Genomic DNA, 25,274 nt, shown 5'->3' with positions numbered 1-25,274 from the left:
GCTCATTGCGCCCGCGGTCGGGCTACGGCGGCGGATCGGACAAGACGATCTGGATCGCGGACAGCGATGGCTGCGCCTACAGCAACGACGGGCAGTCGTACTTTACGAATCCGATCGACGCGTCACGAACGATGAGCGAAGGGTGCAGGACGTTCTCGTGGAACACGATTGATCGCGGGGCAGAGAGCGTGATTTGCGTTCCGCAGAGCGGGCCAGTCGGGAATCCTGCCGATTTGTGAGCGCCCCGTCCGTTTGGCACCTCAGCTCGCGCGGGCTCGAGCGCCTCGCTCCCCGGGCGCGCGTCGCGATGCCCGCCTGGCGAGCTCGCCGCACGGTCGCGGAGCTCAGGCAATAGCGGATGCCATCGATTTGGATTGAAGATCGTTGGCTACGAAAGCACTATTGGTGCGTTGCGCACCGCGGCCCATCTCGAAGCGTCTCCATCGGCAGAGGGCCCTGAACCTCGCCCCCGGACGCGGCCGACCATGCTCCACGCCTATCCGCTGATCCACACGACCTCGGTCGACGAGGCGGAAGAGCTCGAGTCGCGTCTGAATGCGCCCGTTCGCGCTTCGCCAATCACCCGGCGCGAGACGTTCGAGTGGCAAGCAAACAGGATCGCCGTCGGGAGTCTCGGGATCATGGCCACGGCGTACCGAGGGGGCGTTCGCGCATCCGCTCCCGATATCGGTCCCCTCTACTCGCTGATGGTGCCGGTGCGTGGCGGTGCCATCATCACTGCGAACGGCACCCCAACGGCGCTTTCACCGAATCGTCGGGGAATGATGCTCTCACCGTCGTCGACGCTGGAGGTCGAGCTTGGCGCAGGGTATGGCGGAATTCAGGTCGGGATTTCGGCCGCGACCGTAGCGTCGGCGCTTCACGTGCTCACGGGTCTACAGCCGCGCGGGCAGGCGATCTTCTCCGCGGGAGTCGACCTCGCAAAGGCGACGAAGCCGAGCTACCTGCGCACCCTCGAGCTCATCATCGAGGAGGCAGACCGCCATCCGCGCGTCCTTGCTTCGCCGATCGTCGCCGATCGCATGGCCGAAGCGTTCGTCTATTCGCTCCTGCTCGAGGGCGAGCATGATCACCGTTCTCTTCTCGAGCGTCCGGTCCGCTCCGCCGAGCCTCTGCAGGTGAGGCGCGTCGAAGAGTACATTCGTGCCCATCTCGCCGAGCCCATCACGCTCGAGATTCTCGTGACCGTCGCCGGCGTCAGCGCGCGCGCGCTCCAGGCAGGTTTTCGCGCTCATCGTGAGGCTACGCCGATGGGGTTCTTGCGAAACTGCCGGCTCGACCTCGCGCGCACACGGCTCCTTTCATTGCATGGTCACGAGACGATCGCGAAGATCGCGACCGAGTGCGGCTTTCAGCATCTCGGTCGCTTCAACGTCGCGTACCGCGCGCGATTCGGCGAAAGCCCGCGCGACACGCTCGTCCGGTCCCGTCCGATCCTGTGAGCGCTGACTCTCACCAACGGGTTGGTAGCCCGATGAGGTACCCGTCCTTGGCGAGACTGGTCGGCGAGAGGAAGATGAACACGTAGTTGTTCCCGTCCTGGAAGTACGTGTACGTGACGGCCTTGGTCGTCGAGTTCAGCTCGACGCCGACCAGGTTCATCCCGTTCCACAAGGCATACTGCTCCACGCCACCATCGGCCTCGTAGTAGAGCCCGAAGAACGAGTCGTCCTGCTTGTCGAGAAACTTGGGCGCACTCTTGACGGCCTTGGCAGGTACCGCGGGCGGAGCGGCTCCGAAGCCGGCGTAGCCCGTGTCCGGCGTGCGCTTGTTCAACGCCGGGTCGCCACCAACAATCAAGGCCCGGAGGTGAACGGCGGGACCTGGGGCGTTATCCCCGATGGTACTGAGGTTCCACTGGATGCTCGGGCTGGCCTGAATGAACTGGATGCCGATGCCTCCCGCGCCGACCGGCACGCTGTCCACCTCGACGACCTCGAGCCGTCTCGTCGGCGTGCCGGTTCCGCCGCCTTTCTTGCCGTCCCAGTCCGCGTAACACCACGGGTGCAAGTTGAAGTCCGCGATCTCGCAACCGAGGAGCATGACGACGTAGGACTTGTCGCGCGTGAACGTCCCCGCGGGGAACGTCTTGAGCGTCTTGACGCCGTCGATGCCGATGGCGGCGACAGCCGTCGCGTCACACTTGTGCGCTGAGTCTTTGGGGAGAGCGACCAAACGCACTTCGTCGCTTGCCCAGCGGCCGGCGACCGCCGTCACGATCGGGCTGCCGCGGAACGGTTTGAACGTCGCTTCCGTAGGATTGAGCGGCGTGTTGTCGGCGCCGACGAAACACGGGGTGAACTCGGGATAGTCCTCCGAGTCGTGGACGAACGAAACGAACGGTCCGGGTACCGTACCGGCGTCCGATCCGGCCTCGACCTCGTTTTGCGGAGCACCCGTATCCGACGCCCCGGCGGCGTCCGCTTCGGTGGGTGCAGCGGCCGGGACATCGTCGCCACCGCACGCCGCGGCGAGCTGCGCGCCCACGGCGACGGCCATCGTCATGATGAGCCCGATCCGAACCGATATCTTCGTCATCATCGATGTGTCCTCCAAGTCGGCGAGGGTGTATCTGCGCGCCCACAATCCGTGTCACTTCGTCGCTGGGAACACGACGATCTTGTAAGCGAACTGTTTGCCGGCGTTCACGACGACGTAGTTCTTCCCCGCGGTGAACGTGACGGACGACAGCTGGCTCGCGATGACCTCCGCGATCTTGCTTCCCGCGCTGTCGGTCTGATGCAGCCGAACCCCTCCGGTCGAAGGAGGAAGAAAGCCGACGGCCGGGATCTGAGCAGTCTTCGCCGGCGTGATGAGTGGCTGCGATGCAAACGCGATCGGCGTACCGATCGCTTTAGGGCCGTCGTTCCATCCGCCGAGGGCCATCGCTTGCACGGGGATCACCGTCTCGTCGGGAGCGAGAGTGAGGCTTCCGTTGATGAACTGAAAACCGATCGCGGTCGGGTCCACGGGCGCGATGTCGAGCTCAGTGACGGTACCGCGCAGGGTCGACGCACCTGCAGTGACGCCACCGTCTTCCTGCTGGCTGCAGGTGACACCATCCGCTTGGACGCATCCTTGAAGAATGAGGAGATACGAATGGTCCCCCGCGAACGTCCCAGCCGGATACTCCGGCAGCTTGACGACGCCGTAGTCCGTCGACGCGATCGCCTCGGCGCAGGGCTTCACGACGTTGAACGGCAGCATGTGTACGGTGATCGCCTCCGTCACGAGCTTCGCCCCGAACTCCGGAGTCAACGCGAGAGGTGTCGGCGCGTACTTTTCGACGGCGATCGAGGCTTCGGTAAGAAGGGTCGCTCCAGCGGTCAGGCAGAGTCGCGCGTTGTCCGCCGGCGGAAAGGAAACAAGGTTGTTCAGCACCTGGATGTACGGCGCGGGGCCGACCGCAGCCTCGGGTTCGGGGGTCGGCGCGGCCTCCGCGGCATCCGGGGTCTCAGGCCCGGCGGCAGAGCTGCTGCTGCAGGCGAGGATTCCCAGGTCGCCGAGAACCCCAACACCGAGCAGGGCTGCGCCCCAAATGACCTTCCTCTGATTCATCTCGCCTCTCGTCGTACGAGCCTCGCTCGCGGTGCAGAATCGATCAGGGCGCCGTCGTGAAGCCGCGCGCCGCTCCCGTACAATCTTCGTATTTCGTACTATGAACTTCGCTATTCGGACGACACTCTCACCGTCGTCGGCGAGATTGACGTGCGATAGCGTTCAGTTGGCCAACGTGACGGTGCTTATGCTCGCCCGAAAATTTCCGGGCGGAAGGCCAATGGTACCGGTGAAGGAATACACGCCCGCCGTATCGAGCGCGCGGAGCGCGCGAGGCTCGATGCCCGAGACTGCCTTCATGCTGTAGAATTTCCACGTCATCGCGGAGCCGAGGATCGTCTCACGCAAGGCGTCGGGTAGAACGAGCCCGTCGACGTGTCCCTGCTCGATTCTCGGCGTGATGGTGAACCAGAATGTCGACGGTCCGCCAGCTCCCGCCCGCGTCCCGATGGCTTGCGCGTAGACCATGGTCCCCGAGGGAAATGCGGTGGACGCCGTGTAGTCGAAGCTTGCTGCTCCGGTTGCCGTTGGGCTTACCGCTGCGGTCTTGAAGTAGATGAGGGTTCCGAGATCGGTCGCGAGCGGGGCGGTTGGTGCGGTCCGGTCGACGAGCGTGACGCGCGCGTAGGGGCCGTGGATGGCGTCGCCAAAGCTCGCCGTGACCAGGTGCACCTCGCCGTCGTTGAAGCCTGCCGGCGGCCGGAGAAACGATAGGATGGTCCCCGCTCCCGCGACCGAACTCCCTCCGACCATGACGCCCGGCGTGGTGCCGTTCGTCACGTAGGCCCTCGCTTCGATGTTCTGTGCTCCTGGCGTTTCTCCGGTAAAAGACCACGCCGTCGGCGTGGGCGTCGACCACGAAGGGATCTTCACGAGCGGTGGGCCTCCGTCGGCGGTTGGATTGACGTCGGCGACGGTGACACCAATCGCGAGCGGCTCGGACGCGGCCGACGACACGGTCGCGAGGAATCGGGCCTTGCCGCCGCTCTCCACGCACGAGTTGTCGACCTCGGCCACCTCCTCTCCTGGGGGCACGACGTCGTTACTCATGCAGGATCGGAAGGCGTACGTTCTGCCACCGCTCTCGCCGAACGGCTCGAAGGAGCGAATGATGGCTCGCGTCGAGGGTTCGGCGATCGGTGCTGGACCGATGTTGATGCTCTCGCCCGGCGCAACGTCATCGATCTGAAAGACGTAGGCGCCATCGCCCTCCTCCGCTGAGCTCATGAGCATCGCCAAGAGTACGTGCGCCCCGTCGGGCATCGGCTTGGTGACCGTCTGGTCAAAGGCAATGGGCTCGACGACCGGCTTATCGGGGTTCGTCTTCGGATAGAAGACGACAGACGCGGTCACGGTCAGGTTGTTCTTCGCGGCGAGGGCCCCCAGGTTGGCGAAGGTCACGGAGATCGTCTGCGGCCCGGCGTCCTTCGCGCCGTCCTCGAGCGCGTCACCACCGGCGCTCGGCGCCGCTGCATCCACAGCGGTGGCTGCAGCAGGGTCGTCGCCACACGCAAGCACGATGATGGGGAGGGCTGCGCAGACGGACGCGACACCGAGCCGAAGCACGTAGGAATGCATGACGGGATCCTCGAGATCGGCTCCGGAGTTGTAAAGAAGAACGCCGGGGCTCACGCCTATCTCCGCGATCGCGCTCGTGCCTTCTCGTTGCCGAACCCGAAAAGCGAAGCGGAGCTATCCGAAATGCGAAGCTGGCGTCATCGGGTAGCCGGTCGCGAGACCGCTCGCCTGATCCTCATTGCTGAAGTCCGATGGGACTCGGCGACTGGCCGACCGAGGCGCACGTTTTCGCCCCTACTCTAGCGACAGGCCGTTTTCGTGATGGACTACTTTGCCGGCGAGGTCGCGCTCGTCTTCGAGGGACGCCGGAGCGCGATGCTGAAGGCACCCGGAAGCCTGGCTGCACGAACCGCGTCTCGACGTGCGGATGCAATCGGTAGTTGCCGATCTTCAGAGGTGCGCCGCTCGACGGAAGAGCGGGGATCTCGGCAATTCCAGCCATCGTAATACCGTAAAAGGCATTCGGAGCCACGCGCCTCCTCAGAAGGCGACAGCTCGGGGGCCCTCACGGCTCTGGCCTGCGTAACCGTCGCGATACAATAAGCCGATTATCGCGATACCCGCCCTTCGCAAGAGTGAACGAGTATTCCCCATCCTTTTGCGCGGACCACAGCTGGTAGCTCGCCTGGCTCGACACGAGCGGATACCCCCAGCCTTGCAGAGCGGCGTCGAGCGCAGATTCTTCGATGGCCCCTGATGCCCACTCGACCTCCCAGGTGTCGCTGACAACCTCATGCCAGCGGCGCGCCCAATGAGCTGCGATGGGAGACTGCCCAAGCAGCTTGCTGACATTCGCCCCGTCCACGGCGACCCAAGGGGGCTCAATCGAATTGCACACCGTATCGACAGTCTGGCGAAAGGTCGTCCTGCGCCACGGAAAGGTCACGACGATCCCGCCTGCCTTTCCAGAACAAGACAGTTCATAGTCGATTTTGAATCGCTTTGTCTCGACGGCCCCGTACCCGAGCGCGGAGCAATAGCTAGCCAACTTGCCACTCAAATCACCTCGCGCACATTGGACCGATCGGGAATGCACGCAGCGCGACCCGCGATGCTCCCAACGCTCGTCGATCTCGTCGAGCTCGCATTCCCCCACCGCATCGCGCAGGATCGGTTCGCCGCTAAACCACGCCTCGGGTGGCGGGGCATCGTGAGGAGGAGGGAACGACGCAGACGGGACCGACGTCGACGTGGACGGCGGCAGTGAGCGCCCGCCGCGACACGCTACGAGCACCAGCGTGAAAGACCAGATTCGCACGAAGCTACACCCCTACCATTTGGATCCGATGGGGTCGTTATCCGGAGAAGCTTGGCCACGCCCGCGGTGCGCTTACCAGAGCCCCCGCTGACGCGCGGGACTCTTCAGTCTCGGATGACCCAATTGACAGCGGCATTGACCGGCCGGGTCTCACTGTTGGCTGCGGTGCCATTGACCGACGGTACGATGCTTCGCACAACGCTGGTGCTACTGGTGCCAGGGTGGATCGCCACCGTGCCGAAGTCGGCGACATGGGCGTGCCTGCCGAGTTGGTCGCCCTGGACGCTCCCGACCGAGTCGCCAAGATTCCCTCCCCCGGCGGCTGCTGTGCGCCTGGACGCGTCGGGATCACGGCTTGCGCCATGATCGACGCCACGCAAGAAGCGGCCTCGGTAGTCCGGTAGATTGAATGAGCCGACGCCGTCACCGGCGCCATGCGCGGTGCCGATGGCTGCGAAGAGGGCTGGGTGCTCGGCGCGGCTGAGGGCAGAACCGTCACAGAACAACCACCCTGACGGCGGCTTCTCCCCGCGAAAGCGACAACGACACCGGCAGGCGGGCCCCCCGCGGCGACTCTTGCGCTGTCCACGGGAGAGCGCTGTGCATCGGCGATTCGGTACTGCAGGAGCAATGCAAGCGCCGCCGCCGCGACGAGCAACCCAGCGGTGCGGTTCGTCGACGTCCTACCGGCCATGAGCGAGACTCATGCACGTTGATACGTGGCTCACGTGTTCATCTTCCCCCGCCATCGACCGCTCTCGCGTTCGGGCTACGTCTGGCGGGGTGGCACGCTGCACCGCACATGGTCACGTCTCGGCGTCCAGCCCCCATGGATACGTTTGACGTGATCCTGGTTTAGCAAGTGGTCACCGCAAGCGTAAGCTCGACGGAGCATGCACATCCGCGACATCGAACCTGCCGACCTGCCGGCCCTGCTCGCGCTCAACAACGATCATGCTGCCGAGGTCAACGCGCTGACGCACGAGGCGCTAGCGCGGCTCGTTGCGATTGCCGCCTCGGCACGGACCATCGATGGCGGAGGCTTTCTCGTGGCATTCGACGAGAAGACGCCCGCACAAGGTCCCAACCACGCCTGGTTCATCGAACGGCAACCGGCATTTCTCTACGTCGATCGCGTCGTGATCATGGCCCAAGCACGTGGCCGAGGACTCGCGCGTCGTCTCTACGAAGACCTCGCCTCGGTCGCCGCCGCCCGGCCGCTCTGCTGCGAGGTGAACCTCGAGCCACCGAACGCGGCTAGCCTGGCTTTCCACGAGCGCCTCGGCTTTGCGCCCTGCGGAGAAGCCATCGATCCGCGCAACGGCAAACGCGTGCGCTACCTTCTCCGCGCGGCATGACCATCCGTTGATGGGCACCTTGTCTCGACGTGCGGATGCAATCGGTCGTTGCCGATCTTCAGAGGTGCGCCGCTCGACGGAACAGCGGGATCATTGAACTGAGCGACAGCTCCTAGGGGCGCTCCGCAGATCAGTGTCGGTCGGCTCTCGACGGAGTCGTCGGTCCAGCTCCTCGGGCGCTCGTCACTTCACCGGCGGCGGCGTCGGCGGCTCGCCGTCGTCCTGGATGCAGGACGCGAGGTCGAAGAAGAAGAACGCCAGGAGGTTCTCCGACGGCTTCATCACGTCCTTGCAGGAAGCCGGGTAGTCCTTGTCCACCGCGTCGAGAAGCCCGCTGTTGACGTGCGCGTCGATGTGCACGGCCTTGCCACACTGCTTGTCTGCCGAGACGCCGACCGGAAGATTGGCGCTGAAGATGCGCGGGCCTTCGGGGAGCCTGTTCATCGCACCCGAGGTCGCCCAGAGTTGCGTCTTGGTCTCGTCGACCGACTTGATGTTGCCGAAGACGACCTCCGCGCTGGCCGTACCCGCCGACCCCGGAATGACGACGCTCAGCCAGTCGCTGAGCGCCTGCCCCTTCGGAAAGCTCGCGTTGACGGTCATCGGCGAGCCCGCCTGCGGGGCGCCACCACGGATGTCCGTCGCCGAGCGGAGGTCGGGATCGCCGGAGTAGCGATACCAAGCGTACATGAAGTCGGTCGTGAAGATGCGACCGCCGGCCTTCAAGTAGTCGGCCATCGCCGTGAAGGCCGGCCCGTCCGCTCCGCCCTTGTTGTTGAGGCTCTCGGTGCACTCGCACGACAAGAGGATCATGTCGTACTTCATCATCTTGGTCGCGTCGGACCAGAATGCGCTGGCCTGGCTCGCGGCCGTCGGTCCGCCGTTGTCGGCGCCCTTGTAGACGTGAACGGCCTTCGCCGTGCCGTCCGATTCGACGCCGAACTCGCTCGCGTCGATGCCGATCTTCGGGAGCATGCAACCGAGCTTGTCGCAGGCGCCCGTGGTGAGCGCGATCTGAGGCATCGAACCTTCCGACTGATTCTTCGGCAGGCGCGTGAGCTCGGGATCGGCGAGCTTCGTCTCGGAGCACGCGGTGACCTCGGGAATGGTCACTTGGCGCCGCCACTTTCCGACCTGGATGACGAGCGGGATGTTCTTGCCAGCGGGAACGTTCTTGAGAATGAACTGGCCGTTGGCTGCGCTCAGGGCCGTGACGACGGGCTCGCCGGTGACGGCGCCGCACCGGTCGCACGTTGCTCCCTTCGTCAGGGGCACGGGGTCAGCGTTGGGGACGTAGACGATGGCGTTGTAGATCGGGATCGTGCCGCTGGGCGTGAAGACCGTGCCGGTCACGGTCGTGTCGCCACCGCCCCCGCACGTGACTTGCTGGCACTGTAGGCCCTTGCAGGGCGTGCCGCTGTCGCCCGTACCGCTGTCGCCCGTACCGCTGTCGCCCGTGCCGGACGTCGGATCGGTCGTGGTGGACGTGCCGCCATCGTTGCCATCGCTCGCGGTTCCGCCGTCATCCAAAGTGTTCTTCGGTGTCGAGGAGCCGCAGCCGAACGCGGAGAGCGTGATGGCCGACGCTGCGCCGAGCACTAGTCCAAGAATGTATGTACTCCGCATCTCACTCTCCTCGAGCGCCCCCAGAACAGGTCATATTTCGTCTGCGACCGACCCTCGAAGTCGCTCGGGAAGCGAGGCAGAAAAGCGAGTGCCGCCCGAAACGGCAAGAACGGCGCACGGCGGTATACAGAAGACGTCTTATACAAATTGCAGCGCCACCGCAATACCGGGTGGTCGGCTCTGCGCCCCAGCAGCTTCGAGGAGGCTCCTGGATGGCAACGGAGCGACTGCCGTCCAGAGATGGCTGGACGATGCGCTGGCGTTGGGGGTTTCATTGCAGCGTCCGGACGAGCCGCAGGCTCGATCCATGACCGGCAAATTGAGGAGCCGTTCCGTACCGGTTCGAAACCGTGCAAAACACGTTGTTGACGAGGTAGAGGCCGCCACGCTCGACTCTCCGGTCCCCCGTGCCGAGCGACGCGCCAGGGTCCGTCCGCGGACCGACGCCGTAGCCGCCCGGCGTATAGGGGTCGTTGACCCACTCGAACGCGTTGCCGAGAGTGTCGTAGAGCCCCAGCCGTTCGGGAGCTTCTGCCCGCGGGGATGGGTCGTCAGACCGGCGTTGAAGCAGTACCACGCTGCGGCTTCGAGCGCGGGCTCGGCACTACACTCGAAGAGGGAACGCTCGACAGCAAAGGAGCCGAGGTAATACGGCGAACGCGTTCCGGCTCGCGTGGCGTACTCCCATTCCGCTTCCGTCGGGAGTCGGTAGCCCTCGTACTCATACACGTTGCCGGTCTCTTTCGCTGTCTCGCACGTGAATCCCGGTTCTCCGAGGCTCTTCTGGCAACCGTCGAGCTGGTAGCACGAGGGCAGCGAATGGGCTTCGGAGAACCGATTCGCGAACGCCAGCGCGGCCCACCACGTGACATTGCCAACAGGACATCCCTCCTCGGCGCAGTCGGCATAACCTCCGTCGACGGGTTCGAGGACACTCGAATTCGGAAGGCGCAGCGAGACCCATTCGGTCTGGGACACCTCGTATTGTTGAATCTCGAAATCGTGCGTCAACCGAACTTCGATTTCGTCCTCGTTGTACGCACCGCGCCCAGGCTGACAAAGCGGCGATCCCATCACGAAGCAGCCGTGCGGGACGCGACACCAGCCATCCGCACAGTCGGCTTGCACCGAAGGATGCGTGCACTCGCCGCTCGTCACGAACGAGCTCACGCACGTGTAGGGCGGCTGCCGTTCGTCCGATGCGTCGCGCTCGACGTGCGCATCGAGAGACGTCGCGTCCCAGCCGGCGTCGGTGCCTGGTGACGTACTCGCGTCCTGGCGCTCATCGACCGTGTCCGTGCAATGCACGCCGCCGATGAACGCCAGCGCGGTCATCACCCCAATCGCGCCGCTAATTGTCCACGCCGTACGCAGTCGCAAGATTGTTGAACGTGCTGACTTGGGGTGCATTGCTGCCGTACTTGGCTACCGTCGCGGCTGCGAGCGTAGCCGTTATCGCGCGCTTCGAGCAGATGGCGCAAGGGTGCGAAAAATCCTCCCGGGAAGCGGCGACGCAGCGTCGTGGGACAAAGGACGAGCCCTCGCCGAAGCACCTTCCGCGTGGGAGCGGAGGCGTTATCTCAAGTCCCATGCGCAGCTTGCTCGCGTTCGCGTGCGTGGCCCTCGGAGCGGGGTGCATCCCACCGCAGGCGCAGCCTACGCGGGCTCGCTCGACGTTGCCCATCGAGCTCACCGCCGTCCCTGACGACGTGGCGCGTGTTTGCGTGATGCGTCCCGACTCCACGGCGTCGGATGTCCAGATGGTGATCCGAGACAACGGGCGCTTCGTCGGCGCGACGCGCGGAGGCACGTACTTTTGCTATCTCGCGAGGCCGGGCGAGCACGAGATCACGTCGGTGGACCACGACCTGGGCACGGTCTATCTCGAAGCCCACGCAGGAACACGCTACTGGCTGTACGAAGAGGTCATGTGGCTGGGCGGCAATCTCCACGCCCATCTCGACCGGGTCGACGAGCCAACGGCACTCGAACAGCTCGAGTCATGCGAAATGCGCGGAGCCATTTTGACACCAGGTCGCGAAGACGAGCCTGACGTCCTCCCGATCGTCTCCAAGCTCGGCAAATGATCGAACTGTTCAGCGTGGTAGCCACGGCGCGTTGAGCAACGTCCCAGTCTCGCTATCGAACAACACCCGCACGTTGCGACCGCGGCGCTCGGCATTGCTCCAGAACTCGAGATGCTTGGCCCGAGATACATCGTTCTCCCTGCGAAGGGCACCTGAGGCGGCGCATCGAACCTGAGGTCGTAGGGTGGGACCACGTGCTGAACCGCGAACCTGCCGTCCGGATCCGTGGTGGCAGTGAGCTCTCCTCCGCTCGCGTCGACAATCAGAATGGGCGCGCCTGGCAGGGGTGCTTTTGTGAAGTCGACCAGCTTGCCCTTTACTTCGATCCCCGGATTGCTCGCGTCAGCAGCGGTCTTGTCTGGCTCATCCCCCGAACCCGCGACGGTCGGACGATTCGGGTCCCCCGCGTCCTGATCCTTGTCGGTCCTCGGGTTATCAGTCCCTGGGTCATCACCGCCGAACGTCGAACACGCGTACGCGAAAACCGACATCAATAGGGCGACACCAATTGCTCCTCGCTTCATGGTCCGCTCGTTCGGACCGAATCGGATCCCGTTGCGTGATTTCGTCGGCCGCGCCGAACTTTTCGAGGGGCCCCCTACAGCGGCGATCACTTGCGTTGACCGTATCCGCAATACCCCCCCAGCGAGTTGACTCATCCCGACACGAAGTAAGGTGTTGTTGATTGCCTTTCGTAGGGCATGCGGAGTTCTCCTGGCGAGTCGCCGGAGCCAGTTTTTCGCGAAGGACCAACACAGCTCGATCGGGTTTAGATCCGGCGAGTAAGGCGGCGTGTGCATGAGCGACGAGCCGACCGCTTCGATCGCCTCGCGGACCTCGGGGGCGTGGTGAGCACGCAGATTGTCCACCACGACGACGGAGCCCTTCGGCAAGCGAGGGCAGAAAACGTGTTGCACGAAGTCGAGCGGCTTGTTCATCGCGCCCGCAAGCGTCTGGTGGCAGACGACGTGATCGTTCTTGATCGCGCCGACGATCGCGACGTTTCCGCCCCAATTCGCCGGCTTCGAGTCGGCGACACGAACGCCAGACGCGCACGCGCTCCGACCACTCCGATGCTGCGGTCCTCATGCGGCGCAGCCTCGTCCGATCGGCGCACGCCGAACAGAACGGGGCTCATGCAGGGGAGTTTGACCGCCGCTCCGAGAGCCAATCGTTATGTTCGATTTCGAGATCGGCTCGAGTCCCCTCGCAGCACATCCGCGCATGCCAGTTTGGGACGTAAACCGCCCGTCTCTAGGAGGTGTTTCATGTCGACCAAACCCAGCATTGTTTTCGCCCACGGCCTCTGGGCCGACGGCTCCTGCTACAGCAAGGTCATGGATCTGCTTCGGGCCGACGGTTATGAAGTGATCTCGACCCAGAACCAGCTCAACACCGTCGAAGATGACGCGGCAGCGGTTCGCTCCTCGCTCAATCGGGTCAGGAGCCCGGCCGTGCTCGTCGGCCATTCTTATGGCGGGACCGTGATTACGGCAGCTGGGACCGACGACCGAGTCGCGGCTTTGGTCTACATCTGCGCGCTCGCGCCCGAGGACGGCGAGACGTCGCAAGCCGAACAGGACAAGCACCCGAAAACCGCCGTCTTCGACCACGTCGAAGTCGTCGACGGACGAATTTGGCTGACGCCGTCCGGAACTGCACAATTCTGCGGCGACCTATCCGATGAAGAGCAGAAGATGGTCTGGGCAACCCAGGGCGCGCCGCTCACTGATCTGTTCACGCAGCCGGTGCCCGGTGCAGCGTGGAAGACCAAACCGAGCTGGTACATTGTCGGCACCAACGACCAGACCGTGCATCCCGACCTCGAGCGGTTCGTCGCCAAGCGCATGAACGCGCGGGTCACCGAGCTCGAATCGAGCCACGTGCCGATGTTGTCGCAGCCCCAGCGCGTCTATGAAGTCATTCGTGACGCGGCGGAGGCGGTCGCCTCCGCGTAAGTCCAGCAACGAGCTCCGACCCCGGTGTAAGACGTTGCGAAGGGGGGGCGTATCTTCCAGTGAGCGGGACGCGCGCTCCGGGGTTCGTAGGACGCGCCGAAGCACATCACGAACTTCAACAACGCTCGATTCGACTTTCGGGGCGACGGTAACAACGACCCCGATCGCTTCGCGAAGATCGCGATGTCGAAGATCGCGGAGTCGTGGAAGAACCCAAGGGGGCGACCGGTCCAAAAGTCAGTGACGGGCGGTCGTTCTGACGAAAAGCCCCGATCGCCCGTCGTGGTGGTCGGGGCTTTCGCATCTAGTTACTGTAAGTCGCGAGCCGAAGGTCGGTCGGGGCGGGATTGGCCAGATGCTGCACGAAGACTCGGCTCGTCCTTTAGATCTGTGGCGCCATCCACCACCACCGACCTTGCGCGCGCCGGGAGAGCCGCGATGACAAGCAGTCCTCGACCGGAACTGGCATCGAACCCCCGCACGCGCGAAGCATGTTTGTGGTTCGCTCGCTGAGAGCGCTCGACACGACGCGATGAACAGCGTTCGCCATTTGCCCAAACGCGACGAAGCGCCGACGGTGAAGCATCGCCTCGACGCTCGCTATCCGTTCGTGCGCGCTTCGGGGAGTTCGAGATCCGCGACGTAGAAACCTCCGTCGAGCGCGCCGGTGGGTGCCCATACGAGCGAGTTCTTGGGGTGGCCATTCCACGCACGCTTGAGCGCGCCGAGACGTGCGTGTTTCAGCTCGACATGACGGGCGTGGACAGCTTTCAGCGTCACGTCGAGGAGAGCCGGCTCGGCCGATTCAATGCGCTCCCAGGTGACTCGAGGCGGCTTCGTCGGCGCCGCACAGCACGAAGAGACTTTCTCCCCCGAGATGTCGTCGCGCTCGTACCGTGTCACGGACGGTTCGAGCGAATCCGGAGCGACGTGCGACCATTCGTGAAGGTCCCCCGGGAGTGGATGAATCAGAAAGAACCCGAGACCGTCCTGCCACGGCCCGAGCTCGCAACCGTCCGGAATGGAGAGATTGGCCAGCCGCAACGCGCGCACGGCTTCGTGCGGTTCGAAGGGCCCTGCCGAGCGCTTCGGAGCCGAGAAATCGAACGCCGTAATCCACAGCCGCGCGTCGTCGATTCGGCGGACGAGCTCGAACTTGGGCGCGTCGGCCTCTTGCTGAAGGAATTGCCCACGCGGAAGCGCGAGCGAAGGAACGTCGTGGATGGTCACCTGGGGCCGTTCGGCCAAGTCGGCGTGGAGTTGCTAAAATTCTCCTCCGGCTCACTCGGGAGCGGGCGCAACGTGCCGCACGGCGAAGCCGGGAGAGCGTGATACGCCCGTACGATGCGTCCCAACCTCTCCGCGTCGAACATCGCTGTCGTGCTCGCAACCCTCGTCGCTGGCGCTGGCGCCACCGCTGCGTGCGGAAGTTCCCAGCCCTCCGCCGTCAATGCGCACGAGGTCGCGCCTCCCGCAACCGCTAACGCTGGCGGGCAAGCGTCGTGTTCGGGCGCCGCGCATTGCGGAGCCGCCGCGCACGCCGACGGCGGGAAGTGAATCGCCCGCCAGGGAATCGATCCGCCGACGCGCCGAAGCCATTGGAGTAGGCTCGGCGCCATGCGCATCGTCCTCCTGGCCTTCGTCTCTTCGGCGCTCTTCGGTTGCCCGCCTTCGACGTCGAATTCCCAAAAGACCGACGGCGCGACGAGCGCCGCCTGCACGAAGTTCGGCCAGACCTGCGAAGTGTCCCGCGGCAAACTAGGGACGTGCGTTCAGAAAGACGAATGCACCGGCACGTCGTGCTTCGTCTGCCAATCCCAACACTGAGCCGCCCGCGGACGTTTCCGTGGGAGGCGTCGTCACGACGTCATTGAGTCTCACGGACAGGTCATATTCGCCGGGCACTCGCTCTTCCATTGGAAGGTCAGGCGCCTCGTGGCTGAGCAGGCCGCCGCCGGGATGTCGGCGGCGTTCCATGTCGACGAGCACGACTTGGAGCCGTCCCAAACCTCCACCATGTCGACGACGAGCTCGTAACGTGAATACCTCTGGACGTGCAATCCGAAGCTCATTGCCTGGCAATCGGAAGTCGACGTGAGATTCGCGACCGGGACATCTTGATAGGGGTGCCCCATCGTCGACGCAGACGTCCACGGAAGTGGAATGCTGAAGCTCCCCGCGGCGGCCGCTTGGTGGAGGATCGCGTCGCCGAAGACGCCCTCGACGCGCGCCGGAGTACACGTGTCGCTGACGGTCTCGACACGATACGAGTAGAGCCCTTTCTCGAGCCTCACCTCGTCAGGGCTCGACGCGCTCTCCTTGTCCGACTCGGACGCGATCGCGCCCCCGCAGCCCGCAACAGCCGCAAGGCTCGACCCAATCAGTAGCGCTGCCCCAACGATACGACTGCTCATAGGAACTCCTCCCTGGTGCAATCACCGCTGAGGGGGCGCCGTGATCACGTGCTAAAAGATAGCATTCTTGAGAGGCGCGGATGCCGCTTCATCGACAGACCAACGCGTCGAGCTCATCGCCTCGGCTCTCGTCCCACGCGACGGTCAATATCGAGATCCTCGATCCGCATCGGGTACCGGTGGCTCATCGGTCGCCTTCCATGAGACAGCTGAATTCAGCCTGACCTTCCCACCGGCAGGCGTACGTTGCCTGCTGGCCGCACCCGCGCACCTCCCACGACTCGCCCCCAAGATGTCGAGCCTCGAGTTGCTCGGAGTCACAGCGAAATTGCGCCGAATGCCGTGCAATCGCGGCTGCGTCGGAACGCGCGCATCGGTCTGTCGACGTTCTCCGGTCGACGTAACAGTAGTACATCGCTTCGGAGCCACATCCGCTTGCCTTCCAGCGATCATGTCGAACATGCACGGTCCGAACGCTTCGGGCCTCGCAATCGAAATCCTTGGCATGCTTGGCCGTAACGATTCCAGACATGTCGTGCTCGCAACCGAGTTGGACGCACGCAAGCAAAGCGGATGCAACAAGCAAACGAGCCATTGGCGCACGTTGGCATAGCCATCAGCTGGCAAGCAAGGACGCACTCTCCTTGCGGCTTCTCCCCGTTCCCGCGTAGCTCATGGACGCGCTTTTCGTAGAATCCCGCGTAGCTCACGGACGCGCTTTTCGTAGAATCCCGCGTAGCTCATGGACGCGCTTTTCGTAGAATCCCACGCAGCGTGAACGCCCTTGCATCCAAGCTATCTCGTTGGTCGGTAGCAACCGTCGTCTTGCTGCAGGGGGTGCTGACAGCGTGCGGCGATCAGGCACGCGATGACGCCGCTACCCGTGGCGACGCCGGCACTGCGGAGGAAGCCTCGTCACGGTGCCTTTATCCATATCCGGAGATCGGCGCCCAGACCGGCCCGGACGCCATCTTCGGTCAATGTCCGGCCGGTTGTAAGGCCGCCCAAGGAGGACAACTCGACCCAGTCGTGAACTGCAAGGAGCCGGCGCTTCTCTGTTTCGAGTCCGACGTGGGCGGCGGCGGGCTTCATTCCGGCTGTTACAAGTCGGCCAGCGACGGCAGACTCATCGAGGTCCCCGATTGGGTAGTAGCCAATCGACTGGGCTGGAGCCCATGCAGCCCAGACGACGACGACAAGCTCCGCGCGGCATCCTTCTGCGACGCCGGTAGCGACTGAACGTCGTTCGAGGCGCGCACGAGGACGGGGCTCGAGCACGGGTCGGTTCTCGACGGAGTCGTCGGTCGCGTAGCTCAGCTCTTCTGCCGCCAGGTCTCCCAAGTGTCGGGACAGAATCCGAGCGTTGCGTCGGAGCCGCGGCGCACGATCGGCGTCTTGAGCAGCAGCGGATCGTCGAGCAAGAGGGCCTCGATGCGCGCGCCGGTTGGAGCCGCGTATTTGAGGCCCTTGTCGACATAGCGCTTGCTCGCGCGATCGATCAGCACCTCGATGCCGCCGACACGCGCCGCGACGCTCCTCAGCTCGCCAGGAGAAAGCCCCTTCTCGCCGAGGTCAACGCTCTGCACGCGGATGCCGCGCTCTTTGAACCAGCGCTCGGCCTTGCGCGTGTCCGGACATTTCTTGGTGCCGAAGATCTGCACGATGACGCCACTCACGATGGCGTCACCCTAGCATCAGAGTGTCGTGCGCTCAGCTACGCCGAAGATCCGACGCTCCACGCTCATCCCGCTTTGCGACGGAAGTGGAGCGCCTGCACGCCGGACTTGAACCGCTGCGTCGATAGGAGCTCGAGCTCACGCCGACTCGACAGGCCATGAAACAACGTCGGCCCGCGGCCACTGATGACGGGATGAACGACGATGCGGTACTCGTCGATGAGCCCCCACTCCTCGAGCGCAGCCGAGAGCTTGGGCGCTCCGACGAGGACCCCCGGTTATTCGCTTTCAGCGCCGAGATGGCCTCGCGAAGCTCCCCCTCCACCCTGATCGTGTTCTGCCACGGAAAGTCGCTCCGCGAGCCCGACACGACGTACTTCGCCTTCTCCTCGAGCTTCTGTGCCCACTCGCGCATCGCCCGCGGCGCCTTCTCGTCGCGCGCTATCGCGGGCCAGGCTCCCTCCATCAGCTCGTAGGTGTTGCGCCCGAAGAGCATCGCCCCGCTCTGATCCATGAGCTGCGTCCAATAGTCGTGCAGCTCGTCGTCCACGATGCCCTGGGTGTGGTCGATGCACCCGTCCAAAGTCACGTTGAGACCGAAGGTGAGGAGGCCCATGGCGCGGGATTCTACAGGCCCTCACCCACGCTTGGCCATCTACGGTACGTTGACGCGGTCCGTCCCTCGATCTGCGGCGCCATCCACCACCACGGGGCGCCTGCGCAAGCTCGGGCGGCCCGAGCTCGCTTTCGTCAATTGACCGGCGCGAGAGGCGTTTCCACGAGCTTCCGCTGCGCCATCCCTCCTGGATAGGCGTAGCTGGCGAAGACATCCCAACCCCACAACGTCGCGGTGAAAGGGCCCTCGCTCTTCATGCGCTGGAGGCCGTTTCGGCACGTGCCTACCACTTGTCCCTGTCCGTCCCTGCGCGCGAGATCGACCCGCATGAACTCGTACTCGCCTCGCTGCCCGATAGGCGTCCAGCCGGAGAGATTGCCTGCGCACTCGAGCCAGACATCCTTGAAGTCCGCGCCGGACTTCGCTCGCACGACGACGAGCGAGGTGTCGGCGTACGTCGGATCGGCGTAAAAGCTGTAGGAGTTCATGTACTGCTTCGCCGGAATGACGTTCACGAATTCCGGATCGCCGCGACTTGCCATCGGCTGCGCGACACCGCCGCCCGCAGCACCGGTCATGTAGGCCGCGACGTAGATCGGATGCTCGACGTCTTGCGTGCGAACGACGAACGCGTCGCCGGTCCCCGCGTAGAACGTCGCGACCTCCCCGGCTTTCATCGTGGTCGGCGCGCCAGCGGGGATCGCGGGATCGTAGTCGAGCACGGTGCCGTCACGCGCCGCGACGATCCGATACGGCATGATCTCGTGCTCGTTACCAAGACGCGGGCGGTAGCCGACGCCGACGTACTCGGATCCCCATTGCTCGAAGGGAGGAATTTGTTGACCCAACGTATCGCAGGCTGCCGCGAGCGTAGGGACGTTCGCACAACCGTGCCCCCCAAAGACCGCCGTCGGCTTGGTCGATGAGACGATGCTCCCGGAGAGCTCTTCGTCTTGGACGAACTGCAGGAATTGGCCCTTGTTGAGTCGATATTTGGAAGGCCGTCCTGCCCCGCCCCCCTTGACGCCGACGCCGTTCTGGATGTCCCGCGTCGGCACGATCGTCACCTCGGTATCATCCTCCGAGGCGACGATCTGCGCACCGGGCGCGCCGTTGTCCCACGCTTCCCAGCCATTGATGATGATGTTCTCTTTGGACCACGACGGGACCGGCAACAGGAGCGTGGCCGAGGGGACGTAGCTCCGAGCTCCACCGAACGGATAGATGGCGGCAAGGGACACCGGTACGTTCGTTTTCAATCGGAACGACGACCCGATGGCGGTCCCGCTCGCAACCTTATCGAGAAGCGCACCGGGGACCACGCCGGACGGACAATTCACGGAATTGCGCGCCCGAGGCACCGTCGGGGCCGCATCCGAGAGGAAGAGAATCACGCTCTCACCGGGCGCAATCGGCCCAGTGTGCTGGAGCAAATCCTCACTCCCCGGATCCGTCCGGAACATCGCCTTCGACACGTCGAGCAGCTTGCCGTCGAGCTCGAGCGAAAACTCGAGCGGCTCTCGCGATGTGTTGACGAGGAAGGATGCATAACAGAGCGGAGGTAGAGCCTGGCTGTAGCTCGGCGACTGAAAATAGAATTCGCAGCCGTTCGAGCTTCGGTCTGCCGCCGCGGCCGCGCATGGTTCCATGCATGCTCCGGCACCGCACGCGAGGCCAGGTCGACACTCTTCAATCACGCTGCCCGTGCAAGTTTCGATCACCGACCGGCCGTCGATCGAGCACTGATGCGGACAGTTTGGAGAGTCGACTGACGCGTCCTCGAAACGGGGTGGGTCCGTTGCGAACCCGGGTTTGTCTCCCGTGCACGCGCCGATGCACGCCGCCGCGAGTGCGGCACCCACGACGCCGGCGACCACACGATTCGACAATCGCAGGCGGTTCATCGAATCACCACTTCCTGCGGCACCAGGCTCGGCTCGCGCATTTTTCCGTTACCGAGCTGTCCATAATAGTTGGTTCCCCAACAATAGACTTTACCATTCGTCAATAGCGCACACGTCGAATCGGGGAAGGCGCTCACTTCGACCGCCTTCTCGGGGAGGCCCTGAACCTTCACGGCCTCGTACGCGTGATTCTTCGTACCGTCGCCCGCCTGGCCGCCTGCGTTGTATCCCCAGCAGTACACATCGCCCGATGCTCCGACGGCGCACCAACGCTGCGGCTGCACGAACTCGTCGTCGGCCCCCGTTCCCGACACGTGCGTCACGCTCCGGGCCGTCGCGATTTGAACGATGGGTTCAGGCGTCGCCACCGGCTCCGGAACGAGCCGATCGAACGGCGGGGAAGCCTGCATGCGCCCCCAGCAGTAGCCAATGCCGCCAACGGTCGCGCACGCGTTGTCACTCGTCAGATCCATCGAGGCAATGCCTTTGAGCTGGATCGGCAGGGGATTCGGATCGGGACGGAGCGAGGAAATACGTCCGAGCGGAGGGCTTGCCCCCCAGCTCACCGTCACACCATCCTCACGGAGAGCGAAGGCCGCCTTACCTACGCGTAGATCGCGGATCGGCGTGCCGGCGAGAACGGCCACCTGCCGCGGCAGGAGCACGGCCGCCGGCGACGCCAAGGTGAAGGGAGCAAGCTGACCGTTCGTGTTGCTCCCCCAACAAAGGACATTGTCGTCGGTCGATGCGCACCCGACATCGACCCCAATGGCGACGGCCTTCACAGCCGCCAGAGGGAGCTTCACGGGCGTACGCTCGGTCGTCACGTAACCGTCGTTCGCGAGAAACGGTCCCGTCCCCCAACACGAAACGCCGCCACTCTTGTCGACCGCGCACGTGTGATCCAGCCGGGCGACATCGGACAGAGTGCTGACCCGCTGAGCCATCGCGCTGTCGGCTTCATCGCGACCGCGACCGAGCTGTCCCGCGTTGTTCGCACCCCAGCACGCCACCGTGCCATCGTCGAGCCGCGCGCAGTAGGCTTCGCTAAGGTCGGCATCTCCCGCCCCCAGTGCCCGCACGAGCGAGACAGCGCATGGGGGAGATACGCAGAGGACCGAGCGTGGCCCTCCATCGAAGGGTGCAGCGTCACCCGGCGATGAGCCGTCGGTGAGCGACGAAGCGTCAGCGCCCCCGTCCTCGGGCGCTGCGCCGTCATGGTTGGGGCCGGTCCCGTCCGCCCCTGCATCGTCCGTCGTGACCATCCTGCCTTCGTCGTCGCTCGCACAGCTCGCGACCGCCGCGACGGTCGCCACGCTGATCGTGACGGCCAAGGCGAAGGAAGAATTTCGGTCAAGGAGTCGTCTTATGGAGCGCATTACGAAGCCCGATCGCCCAGAGGTTGGTGTTGGACGCCCCCCGCACTTGCCAGATGGCCGTCGTTATCGGAGTGCCGTTCGGCCAGATCGGGGATAGCTCGAAAGCGCCGTCCCCCGAGGCGCTCGTCCCTCGAACGACGAGCCCAGCCCCGCCGAGCCAGAGGTTGCCGGCAAGCGCCGTCAGCGAATTCAATTCCTTCGTGGAAACGGTCGTTGGGACGGGGGTTGCGGTGACGGAATAGGCCTCGCCTTCGACCTTTATCCTCACGACGTCGCGAGCTCCTTTGAGAGCCACGAAGTCGCCGGGCCCGAGCGTCTGGATGTCGGTCAGCCACCCCTCGGCTCCGCCAATCAGCTCCGTTCCGCGGCGCGCCGCGCAGGGCGCGTAGTCCTCGACGGTGCCGTCCGCGACTCTTTGATAAACGCCCGCGTGCTTGCGTACGAGAAGCGCGCAGCCTGCTTCGTTTCGGGATCGTGCCCCAGAGAACCAAACGTCGTCCGCACTCGTTCCAGCCGCACCGAAGAAGAAGAGCTGCTCCCGTCCAGGAGCATCGGAGTCGAGCGCCTCGTATTCTACAATCCATTCCGGTGGCGCACCGTCAACGCGCGTCCGGTGATAGATCGTGTCCTTGAACCACGCGTAGACGTCGTCGCCGCTCGTCCCCCAGACCCCGAGGGAGGGCGTAGGCGACGCCCCCTCTCTCCTCCAATACTCTGGATTTCCGTCGTAGAGATCGACTCCGCTACTGTTGGCGAGGCGATCGCGTGTCCACGACCACGTCTGCTCCGCGGTTCGCGTGCCGTGGTAGATGTATCCAGGCGATACACCGTAATAAACTTCATTCTCGTTCGGCATCCAGAGCTTGCCTACGAAGCGGCCGAGCCCCGAGTCGTTCTGGGTACCATCGTCGATGTAACGCCAGCGGGCTTCCGCGTCGGTCCACTCCAGGGCCTTGACGCCGAGCGTCGGACTCTCCGCCACGGCGATGGCGCGACTTGGAAAGGCCCAGATGTCCTTCATCAGAAGGTCGACATCGGGCAGAACGGTGGTGCACCAGCCTGCGTTGCTGCACGCAGACCCTTCGACAGAGGCGTCCGAGGCGTCCGGCTTCCCGGCATCGGAGTCCGGCGCAGGAACTGCACCGTCCACGACCGGCGGCGTCGGGATCGGCTCCGGCTGCGCGGGGTCCTCCGAAGCCGCGCAGGCCATGAGCGCTGTCACCGCAAGCGCGACCGATCCACATGCAACGAGGAGTGAGCTCCTCATGATCGTCCTCCGAGCGAAAGGATCACCCCTTGACCACCAATCCAGACGTGACCCGGCTCGGCGACCCAAACGGTCGTGAGTTGGGGACGGAGCCGGCCGAGCCCAGCGATCTTCACGCGAGACCAACTCGCGCCATCGAAGTGAAGAACGACGCCGCTATCCCCGACGGCCCAGACATCCATTGGAGAGCTCCCCCACACAGCGTTGAGATTAACGTTCGTCGGAATATCCGGAACGATATCCCAGAGCATGGGATCTCCCGTGTAGTGACGAATCGTCCCGACCGCGCCCACGGACCAGGCGTCCGTCGCCGAAGCCGCCCAGACCCCGCTGAGCGCGTTCAACGTCTGGCTGTTGTATCCCTTGGCGCTCGGCGCCGCGCCCTGGGCGTCCGAAATGAGCACGGTCGCTCCCGACGGGCCCACGGCCCAAAGATCGTTCGTCGACCAGCCATGAATGCTGGACACGTTCGCGCATCCGGCCACACCACAGTTCGTCTTCGAAATGCCGGATGCACTCTCGAAGGGCGCGGACGGGGATTGGCGAAGACGCCAGAGACCACCGCCCTGTTCGAACGAATCTCCGACGCCACTTCCGAGCGCGCCGCACCAAAGCCACTCGGCGCCCGGAGCTGCCCACGCGGTCGAGAGCCGATCCATCGCGGTCGGGACCTGGTCGTCGACATAGGATGGGGCGTAGAAGGCCCACGCCCCGTCTGGAGTTCTCACGCCTCCGTCGGGGAGCGCGCCCCCGCGGGCGTAGAGACGGCTCAACCCCGCCAGCGAGACCTCCGAGGAATCGCGAAGCCAGAGCCCCCGTATCGTTTCCTGAATGCCGAGGTTCACGGTGACCCAAGTGGTCCCGTCGAAGTGCGCAAGTGCGCCCCCCGGGCCCGCAGCCCATACGTCCGTCTTCGAGCGACCGCGAATGACGCTGATCGAAGTCCGGGAATCGAGGCCACCGTCGGATTGCTCCGGCTCGAACGGGCCGTTCGGGCAGAACACGTCCGGCGCGCACGTCTCCGGGAAATACTCACAGTCGTCACACGGTGCCGTACCGCTCTCGCTCGCAAGAGCATCGAGCCCACCGTCCGCCACCGTCCCCGCATCCGGGCTTCCAAGCGGCTGCGTGGCAGGGTCGTCAGCATCGCCGGTGGGCCCCGTCGTTGCGCAAGCCGTGACGATGCCGGAGAGGTAGACCAGGTAGATCAGCCAGCGCGTCTTCACTTCGGGCCTCCAGCATCTGCGCTATCGCCACAAGGCTCGACGACACACCTGCCCCCGACACACGCCTGACCCGCGACCGCGTTGCAGACTCTTCCGCATTCACCACAGTTCATGGGATCGTTGTCCGTGTTCACCTCGCACCCGTCCGAGGGGTTCCCGTTGCAATCCGCCTGTCCTTGGATGCACTGCTGGACGCACTTGCCGTACCTGCAAATGCCGTTACTGCCGAACGAATTGGCGCCGGGACACGCGGACCCGCAGGCTCCGCAATTGTACCGATCGGTGGTGAGATCGAAGCACTGGCCATAGCAGGTATCGCCATCGCACCAGGCCGGGCAGAAGGACTTTCCCTCGGGGCACATGCACTGGGGCTGCATGTTTTGGCTATTGATTCGGCACTCCTGCCCAGGCGCACACGAGTTTCCGCACTGGCCGCAGTTGCTGGTGGTTAGAAGGCTGGTCTCGCACCCATTGGGGGTATCCCCGTCACAGTTGCCCCAGTAATTGACGCACTTCAGGTGTCCGCACTCGGAATCCGAACATCCATAGCGCGTATTCGCGTACAGGACGGCTCCGTCGCCCGTCGGATCACAAGCGTTATCGCAGGCGCCGCAATTGTAGTCGTCGTTCCTGCCATCCACGCACCAGCCACGGCAGTCCAGATCCGCACCGCGACAGCCGCATCCGACGTCGGCCCCCGTGAAGTCTCGCGTCACGCATTGCTTGGCCGGGTCCAAACACTTGACCCCGCATGCCCCGCAGTGGTCATTGGTATTGGCCATGATCTCACAGCCATTGTCCGGGATCCCGTCGCAGTCGAACATCGGACGCTGAGTCTCACACTGCATGACGCAGCGCCCCTCGACACATTCGAAGGTTTCGCTGTTCGTGGCAGACGGACACCGTGCGCCGCACGCTCCGCAGTTGTTCCTGTCGGTCATCAAGTCCACATCGCACCGAAAGCGCGATGTCGGGCAGGTCGTCCGTCCGACAGGACACTTGTTCGAGGGGCAGTAGTTCGTTAGCGGTTGTTCACCGCCCGCAGCGTCCTCATCTCGAGGGGGATCCGTGAATGTGGCGGGCGGCGCTGCGTCGGCACCGTTGGTTGCGATGACGAACGGAGGCTCCTCGGCGCACGCCGAGGCGAGCACGACAGCAGCCGTTCCCATGGCGATGATGGCGACCGGCCAGAATCGCCGCGGCCGGGACTGGAGATGGAAGTGGAGGCGATCTTCATCCATGACGATTTCTGGGACCCCGTTAGCGTCTCTCGCAAGTGTCCGCATTCCATCCGACTCGGGATTTGCGGAGCATCCGTTGATTTTTTGCGAACTCCGTCCAGCGACGC

22 protein-coding genes and 3 pseudogenes are annotated in these 25,274 nt (G+C 64.4%); 8 read left to right on the top strand and 17 right to left on the bottom strand.

From position 1 onward, the window contains the following. The first annotated feature begins 485 nt into the window (after positions 1-485). Positions 486-1,463: an AraC family transcriptional regulator gene (locus AKJ09_RS30995; RefSeq protein ID WP_146651467.1), complete on the top strand. Its 978-nt coding sequence runs from the start codon at positions 486-488 to the stop codon at positions 1,461-1,463. 10 nt (positions 1,464-1,473) lie between these two features. On the opposite strand, the gene AKJ09_RS30990 is transcribed toward AKJ09_RS30995, so the two are convergent. The 4 genes from AKJ09_RS30990 to AKJ09_RS30975 form a co-directional block, all read right to left on the bottom strand. Beyond that, a complete protein-coding gene (locus tag AKJ09_RS30990) occupies positions 1,474-2,562 on the bottom strand; it encodes a hypothetical protein (protein ID WP_146651466.1) in 1,089 nt (362 codons plus the stop codon). 51 nt (positions 2,563-2,613) lie between these two features. Continuing rightward, positions 2,614-3,579, bottom strand: coding sequence for a hypothetical protein (locus AKJ09_RS30985; protein WP_146651465.1), 966 nt, complete (start codon positions 3,577-3,579; stop codon positions 2,614-2,616). A 162-nt stretch (positions 3,580-3,741) separates the two neighbouring features. Further along, positions 3,742-5,211, bottom strand: a complete 1,470-nt coding sequence (locus AKJ09_RS30980; protein WP_146651464.1) for a hypothetical protein — start codon at positions 5,209-5,211, stop codon at positions 3,742-3,744. A 451-nt stretch (positions 5,212-5,662) separates the two neighbouring features. Continuing rightward, positions 5,663-6,415: a hypothetical protein gene (locus AKJ09_RS30975; RefSeq protein ID WP_146651463.1), complete on the bottom strand. Its 753-nt coding sequence runs from the start codon at positions 6,413-6,415 to the stop codon at positions 5,663-5,665. A gap of 221 nt (positions 6,416-6,636) precedes the next feature. Here AKJ09_RS30975 and AKJ09_RS55080 point away from each other — a divergent pair, with 221 nt between their 5' ends. Further along, positions 6,637-6,819: a hypothetical protein gene (locus AKJ09_RS55080; protein ID WP_240488642.1), complete on the top strand. Its 183-nt coding sequence runs from the start codon at positions 6,637-6,639 to the stop codon at positions 6,817-6,819. Between the two features lie 33 nt (positions 6,820-6,852). Here the strand turns inward: AKJ09_RS55080 and AKJ09_RS56340 are convergent. Next, positions 6,853-6,921 (bottom strand): annotated as a pseudogene (locus AKJ09_RS56340) (phage tail protein); the annotation flags it as partial. 387 nt (positions 6,922-7,308) lie between these two features. Between AKJ09_RS56340 and AKJ09_RS30965 the strand changes: the two are divergent. Further along, on the top strand, positions 7,309-7,773 hold the full coding sequence (locus AKJ09_RS30965) for a GNAT family N-acetyltransferase (RefSeq protein WP_146651462.1): 465 nt from the start codon (positions 7,309-7,311) through the stop codon (positions 7,771-7,773). 183 nt (positions 7,774-7,956) lie between these two features. Here AKJ09_RS30965 and AKJ09_RS30960 read toward each other — a convergent pair whose 3' ends face one another. Continuing rightward, the gene (locus tag AKJ09_RS30960; protein WP_146651461.1) at positions 7,957-9,399 is read right to left on the bottom strand and encodes a carboxypeptidase regulatory-like domain-containing protein; all 1,443 of its coding nucleotides are present in this window, start codon (positions 9,397-9,399) and stop codon (positions 7,957-7,959) included. 138 nt (positions 9,400-9,537) lie between these two features. Further along, positions 9,538-10,734 (bottom strand): formylglycine-generating enzyme family protein, encoded by a 1,197-nt coding sequence (locus AKJ09_RS56545; protein ID WP_169928011.1) that lies wholly within the window; start codon positions 10,732-10,734, stop codon positions 9,538-9,540. A gap of 254 nt (positions 10,735-10,988) precedes the next feature. Between AKJ09_RS56545 and AKJ09_RS54425 the strand changes: the two genes are divergently transcribed. Beyond that, a complete protein-coding gene (locus AKJ09_RS54425; protein ID WP_205633846.1) occupies positions 10,989-11,486 on the top strand; it encodes a hypothetical protein in 498 nt (165 codons plus the stop codon). 158 nt (positions 11,487-11,644) lie between these two features. Here the strand turns inward: AKJ09_RS54425 and AKJ09_RS56540 are convergent. Continuing rightward, positions 11,645-12,499: pseudogene (locus AKJ09_RS56540) on the bottom strand (transposase); the annotation flags it as partial. 255 nt (positions 12,500-12,754) lie between these two features. Here AKJ09_RS56540 and AKJ09_RS56320 point away from each other — a divergent pair. Beyond that, positions 12,755-13,444: an alpha/beta fold hydrolase gene (locus AKJ09_RS56320; RefSeq protein WP_146655713.1), complete on the top strand. Its 690-nt coding sequence runs from the start codon at positions 12,755-12,757 to the stop codon at positions 13,442-13,444. 600 nt (positions 13,445-14,044) lie between these two features. On the opposite strand, the gene AKJ09_RS30940 is transcribed toward AKJ09_RS56320, so the two are convergent. Beyond that, entirely contained in the window at positions 14,045-14,692 is a 648-nt protein-coding gene (locus tag AKJ09_RS30940) for a hypothetical protein (RefSeq protein WP_146651459.1), read from the bottom strand. A 96-nt stretch (positions 14,693-14,788) separates the two neighbouring features. Between AKJ09_RS30940 and AKJ09_RS54415 the strand changes: the two genes are divergently transcribed. Both AKJ09_RS54415 and AKJ09_RS30930 read left to right on the top strand, forming a co-directional pair. Then, complete coding sequence (locus tag AKJ09_RS54415; RefSeq protein WP_146651458.1) at positions 14,789-15,001, top strand: hypothetical protein; 213 nt, start codon at positions 14,789-14,791, stop codon at positions 14,999-15,001. A gap of 60 nt (positions 15,002-15,061) precedes the next feature. Next, positions 15,062-15,271 (top strand): hypothetical protein, encoded by a 210-nt coding sequence (locus AKJ09_RS30930; RefSeq protein WP_146651457.1) that lies wholly within the window; start codon positions 15,062-15,064, stop codon positions 15,269-15,271. Between the two features lie 50 nt (positions 15,272-15,321). Here AKJ09_RS30930 and AKJ09_RS30925 read toward each other — a convergent pair whose 3' ends face one another. After that, positions 15,322-15,858: a hypothetical protein gene (locus tag AKJ09_RS30925; protein ID WP_146651456.1), complete on the bottom strand. Its 537-nt coding sequence runs from the start codon at positions 15,856-15,858 to the stop codon at positions 15,322-15,324. Positions 15,859-16,632: 774 nt separating this feature from the next. On the opposite strand from AKJ09_RS30925, the gene AKJ09_RS30920 reads away from it, so the two are divergent. Further along, positions 16,633-17,097, top strand: a complete 465-nt coding sequence (locus tag AKJ09_RS30920) for a hypothetical protein (RefSeq protein WP_146651455.1) — start codon at positions 16,633-16,635, stop codon at positions 17,095-17,097. A gap of 74 nt (positions 17,098-17,171) precedes the next feature. Here the strand turns inward: AKJ09_RS30920 and AKJ09_RS30915 are convergent, their stop codons facing one another. From AKJ09_RS30915 to AKJ09_RS30885, 7 genes and pseudogenes are all read right to left on the bottom strand, one after another. Further along, a complete protein-coding gene (locus AKJ09_RS30915) occupies positions 17,172-17,534 on the bottom strand; it encodes an arsenate reductase family protein (RefSeq protein WP_240488641.1) in 363 nt (120 codons plus the stop codon). Positions 17,535-17,599: 65 nt separating this feature from the next. Beyond that, positions 17,600-18,150 (bottom strand): annotated as a pseudogene (locus AKJ09_RS56315) (dihydrofolate reductase family protein). 134 nt (positions 18,151-18,284) lie between these two features. Beyond that, positions 18,285-19,799 carry an IgGFc-binding protein gene (locus AKJ09_RS30905; protein WP_146651454.1) on the bottom strand — a complete coding sequence of 505 codons (1,515 nt, stop codon included), beginning with the start codon at positions 19,797-19,799 and terminating at the stop codon, positions 18,285-18,287. 251 nt (positions 19,800-20,050) lie between these two features. Next, the gene (locus AKJ09_RS30900) at positions 20,051-21,388 is read right to left on the bottom strand and encodes an RCC1 domain-containing protein (RefSeq protein WP_169928010.1); all 1,338 of its coding nucleotides are present in this window, start codon (positions 21,386-21,388) and stop codon (positions 20,051-20,053) included. A gap of 19 nt (positions 21,389-21,407) precedes the next feature. Beyond that, entirely contained in the window at positions 21,408-22,700 is a 1,293-nt protein-coding gene (locus AKJ09_RS30895; RefSeq protein ID WP_146651452.1) for a hypothetical protein, read from the bottom strand. Further along, complete coding sequence (locus AKJ09_RS30890) at positions 22,697-23,926, bottom strand: WD40/YVTN/BNR-like repeat-containing protein (RefSeq protein WP_146651451.1); 1,230 nt, start codon at positions 23,924-23,926, stop codon at positions 22,697-22,699. The genes AKJ09_RS30895 and AKJ09_RS30890 overlap by 4 nt, the downstream gene beginning before the upstream one ends. Next, on the bottom strand, positions 23,923-25,167 hold the full coding sequence (locus tag AKJ09_RS30885) for a hypothetical protein (RefSeq protein WP_146651450.1): 1,245 nt from the start codon (positions 25,165-25,167) through the stop codon (positions 23,923-23,925). The genes AKJ09_RS30890 and AKJ09_RS30885 overlap by 4 nt, the downstream gene beginning before the upstream one ends. Positions 25,168-25,274 lie beyond the last annotated feature (107 nt).

The sequence above is a fragment of the Labilithrix luteola genome (genome assembly GCF_001263205.1).
Lineage (GTDB): Bacteria > Myxococcota_A > Polyangia > Polyangiales > Polyangiaceae > Labilithrix > Labilithrix luteola.
This window is presented reverse-complemented; position numbering and strand designations above follow the sequence as displayed.

Bases quoted from the DNA above. Each gene is read 5' to 3' on its own strand.
- AKJ09_RS30995 (WP_146651467.1), top strand. From the start codon at position 486: ATGCTCCACGCCTATCCGCTGATCCACACGACCTCGGTCGACGAGGCG.
- AKJ09_RS30990 (WP_146651466.1), bottom strand. From the start codon at position 2,562: ATGATGACGAAGATATCGGTTCGGATCGGGCTCATCATGACGATGGCC.
- AKJ09_RS30985 (WP_146651465.1), bottom strand. From the start codon at position 3,579: ATGAATCAGAGGAAGGTCATTTGGGGCGCAGCCCTGCTCGGTGTTGGG.
- AKJ09_RS30965 (WP_146651462.1), top strand. From the start codon at position 7,309: ATGCACATCCGCGACATCGAACCTGCCGACCTGCCGGCCCTGCTCGCG.
- AKJ09_RS30960 (WP_146651461.1), bottom strand. From the start codon at position 9,399: ATGCGGAGTACATACATTCTTGGACTAGTGCTCGGCGCAGCGTCGGCC.
- AKJ09_RS56545 (WP_169928011.1), bottom strand. From the start codon at position 10,734: ATGACCGCGCTGGCGTTCATCGGCGGCGTGCATTGCACGGACACGGTC.
- AKJ09_RS54425 (WP_205633846.1), top strand. From the start codon at position 10,989: ATGCGCAGCTTGCTCGCGTTCGCGTGCGTGGCCCTCGGAGCGGGGTGC.
- AKJ09_RS56320 (WP_146655713.1), top strand. From the start codon at position 12,755: ATGTCGACCAAACCCAGCATTGTTTTCGCCCACGGCCTCTGGGCCGAC.
- AKJ09_RS54415 (WP_146651458.1), top strand. From the start codon at position 14,789: ATGCGTCCCAACCTCTCCGCGTCGAACATCGCTGTCGTGCTCGCAACC.
- AKJ09_RS30930 (WP_146651457.1), top strand. From the start codon at position 15,062: ATGCGCATCGTCCTCCTGGCCTTCGTCTCTTCGGCGCTCTTCGGTTGC.
- AKJ09_RS30925 (WP_146651456.1), bottom strand. From the start codon at position 15,858: ATGAGCAGTCGTATCGTTGGGGCAGCGCTACTGATTGGGTCGAGCCTT.
- AKJ09_RS30905 (WP_146651454.1), bottom strand. From the start codon at position 19,799: ATGGAACCATGCGCGGCCGCGGCGGCAGACCGAAGCTCGAACGGCTGC.
- AKJ09_RS30895 (WP_146651452.1), bottom strand. From the start codon at position 22,700: ATGAGGAGCTCACTCCTCGTTGCATGTGGATCGGTCGCGCTTGCGGTG.
- AKJ09_RS30885 (WP_146651450.1), bottom strand. From the start codon at position 25,167: ATGGATGAAGATCGCCTCCACTTCCATCTCCAGTCCCGGCCGCGGCGA.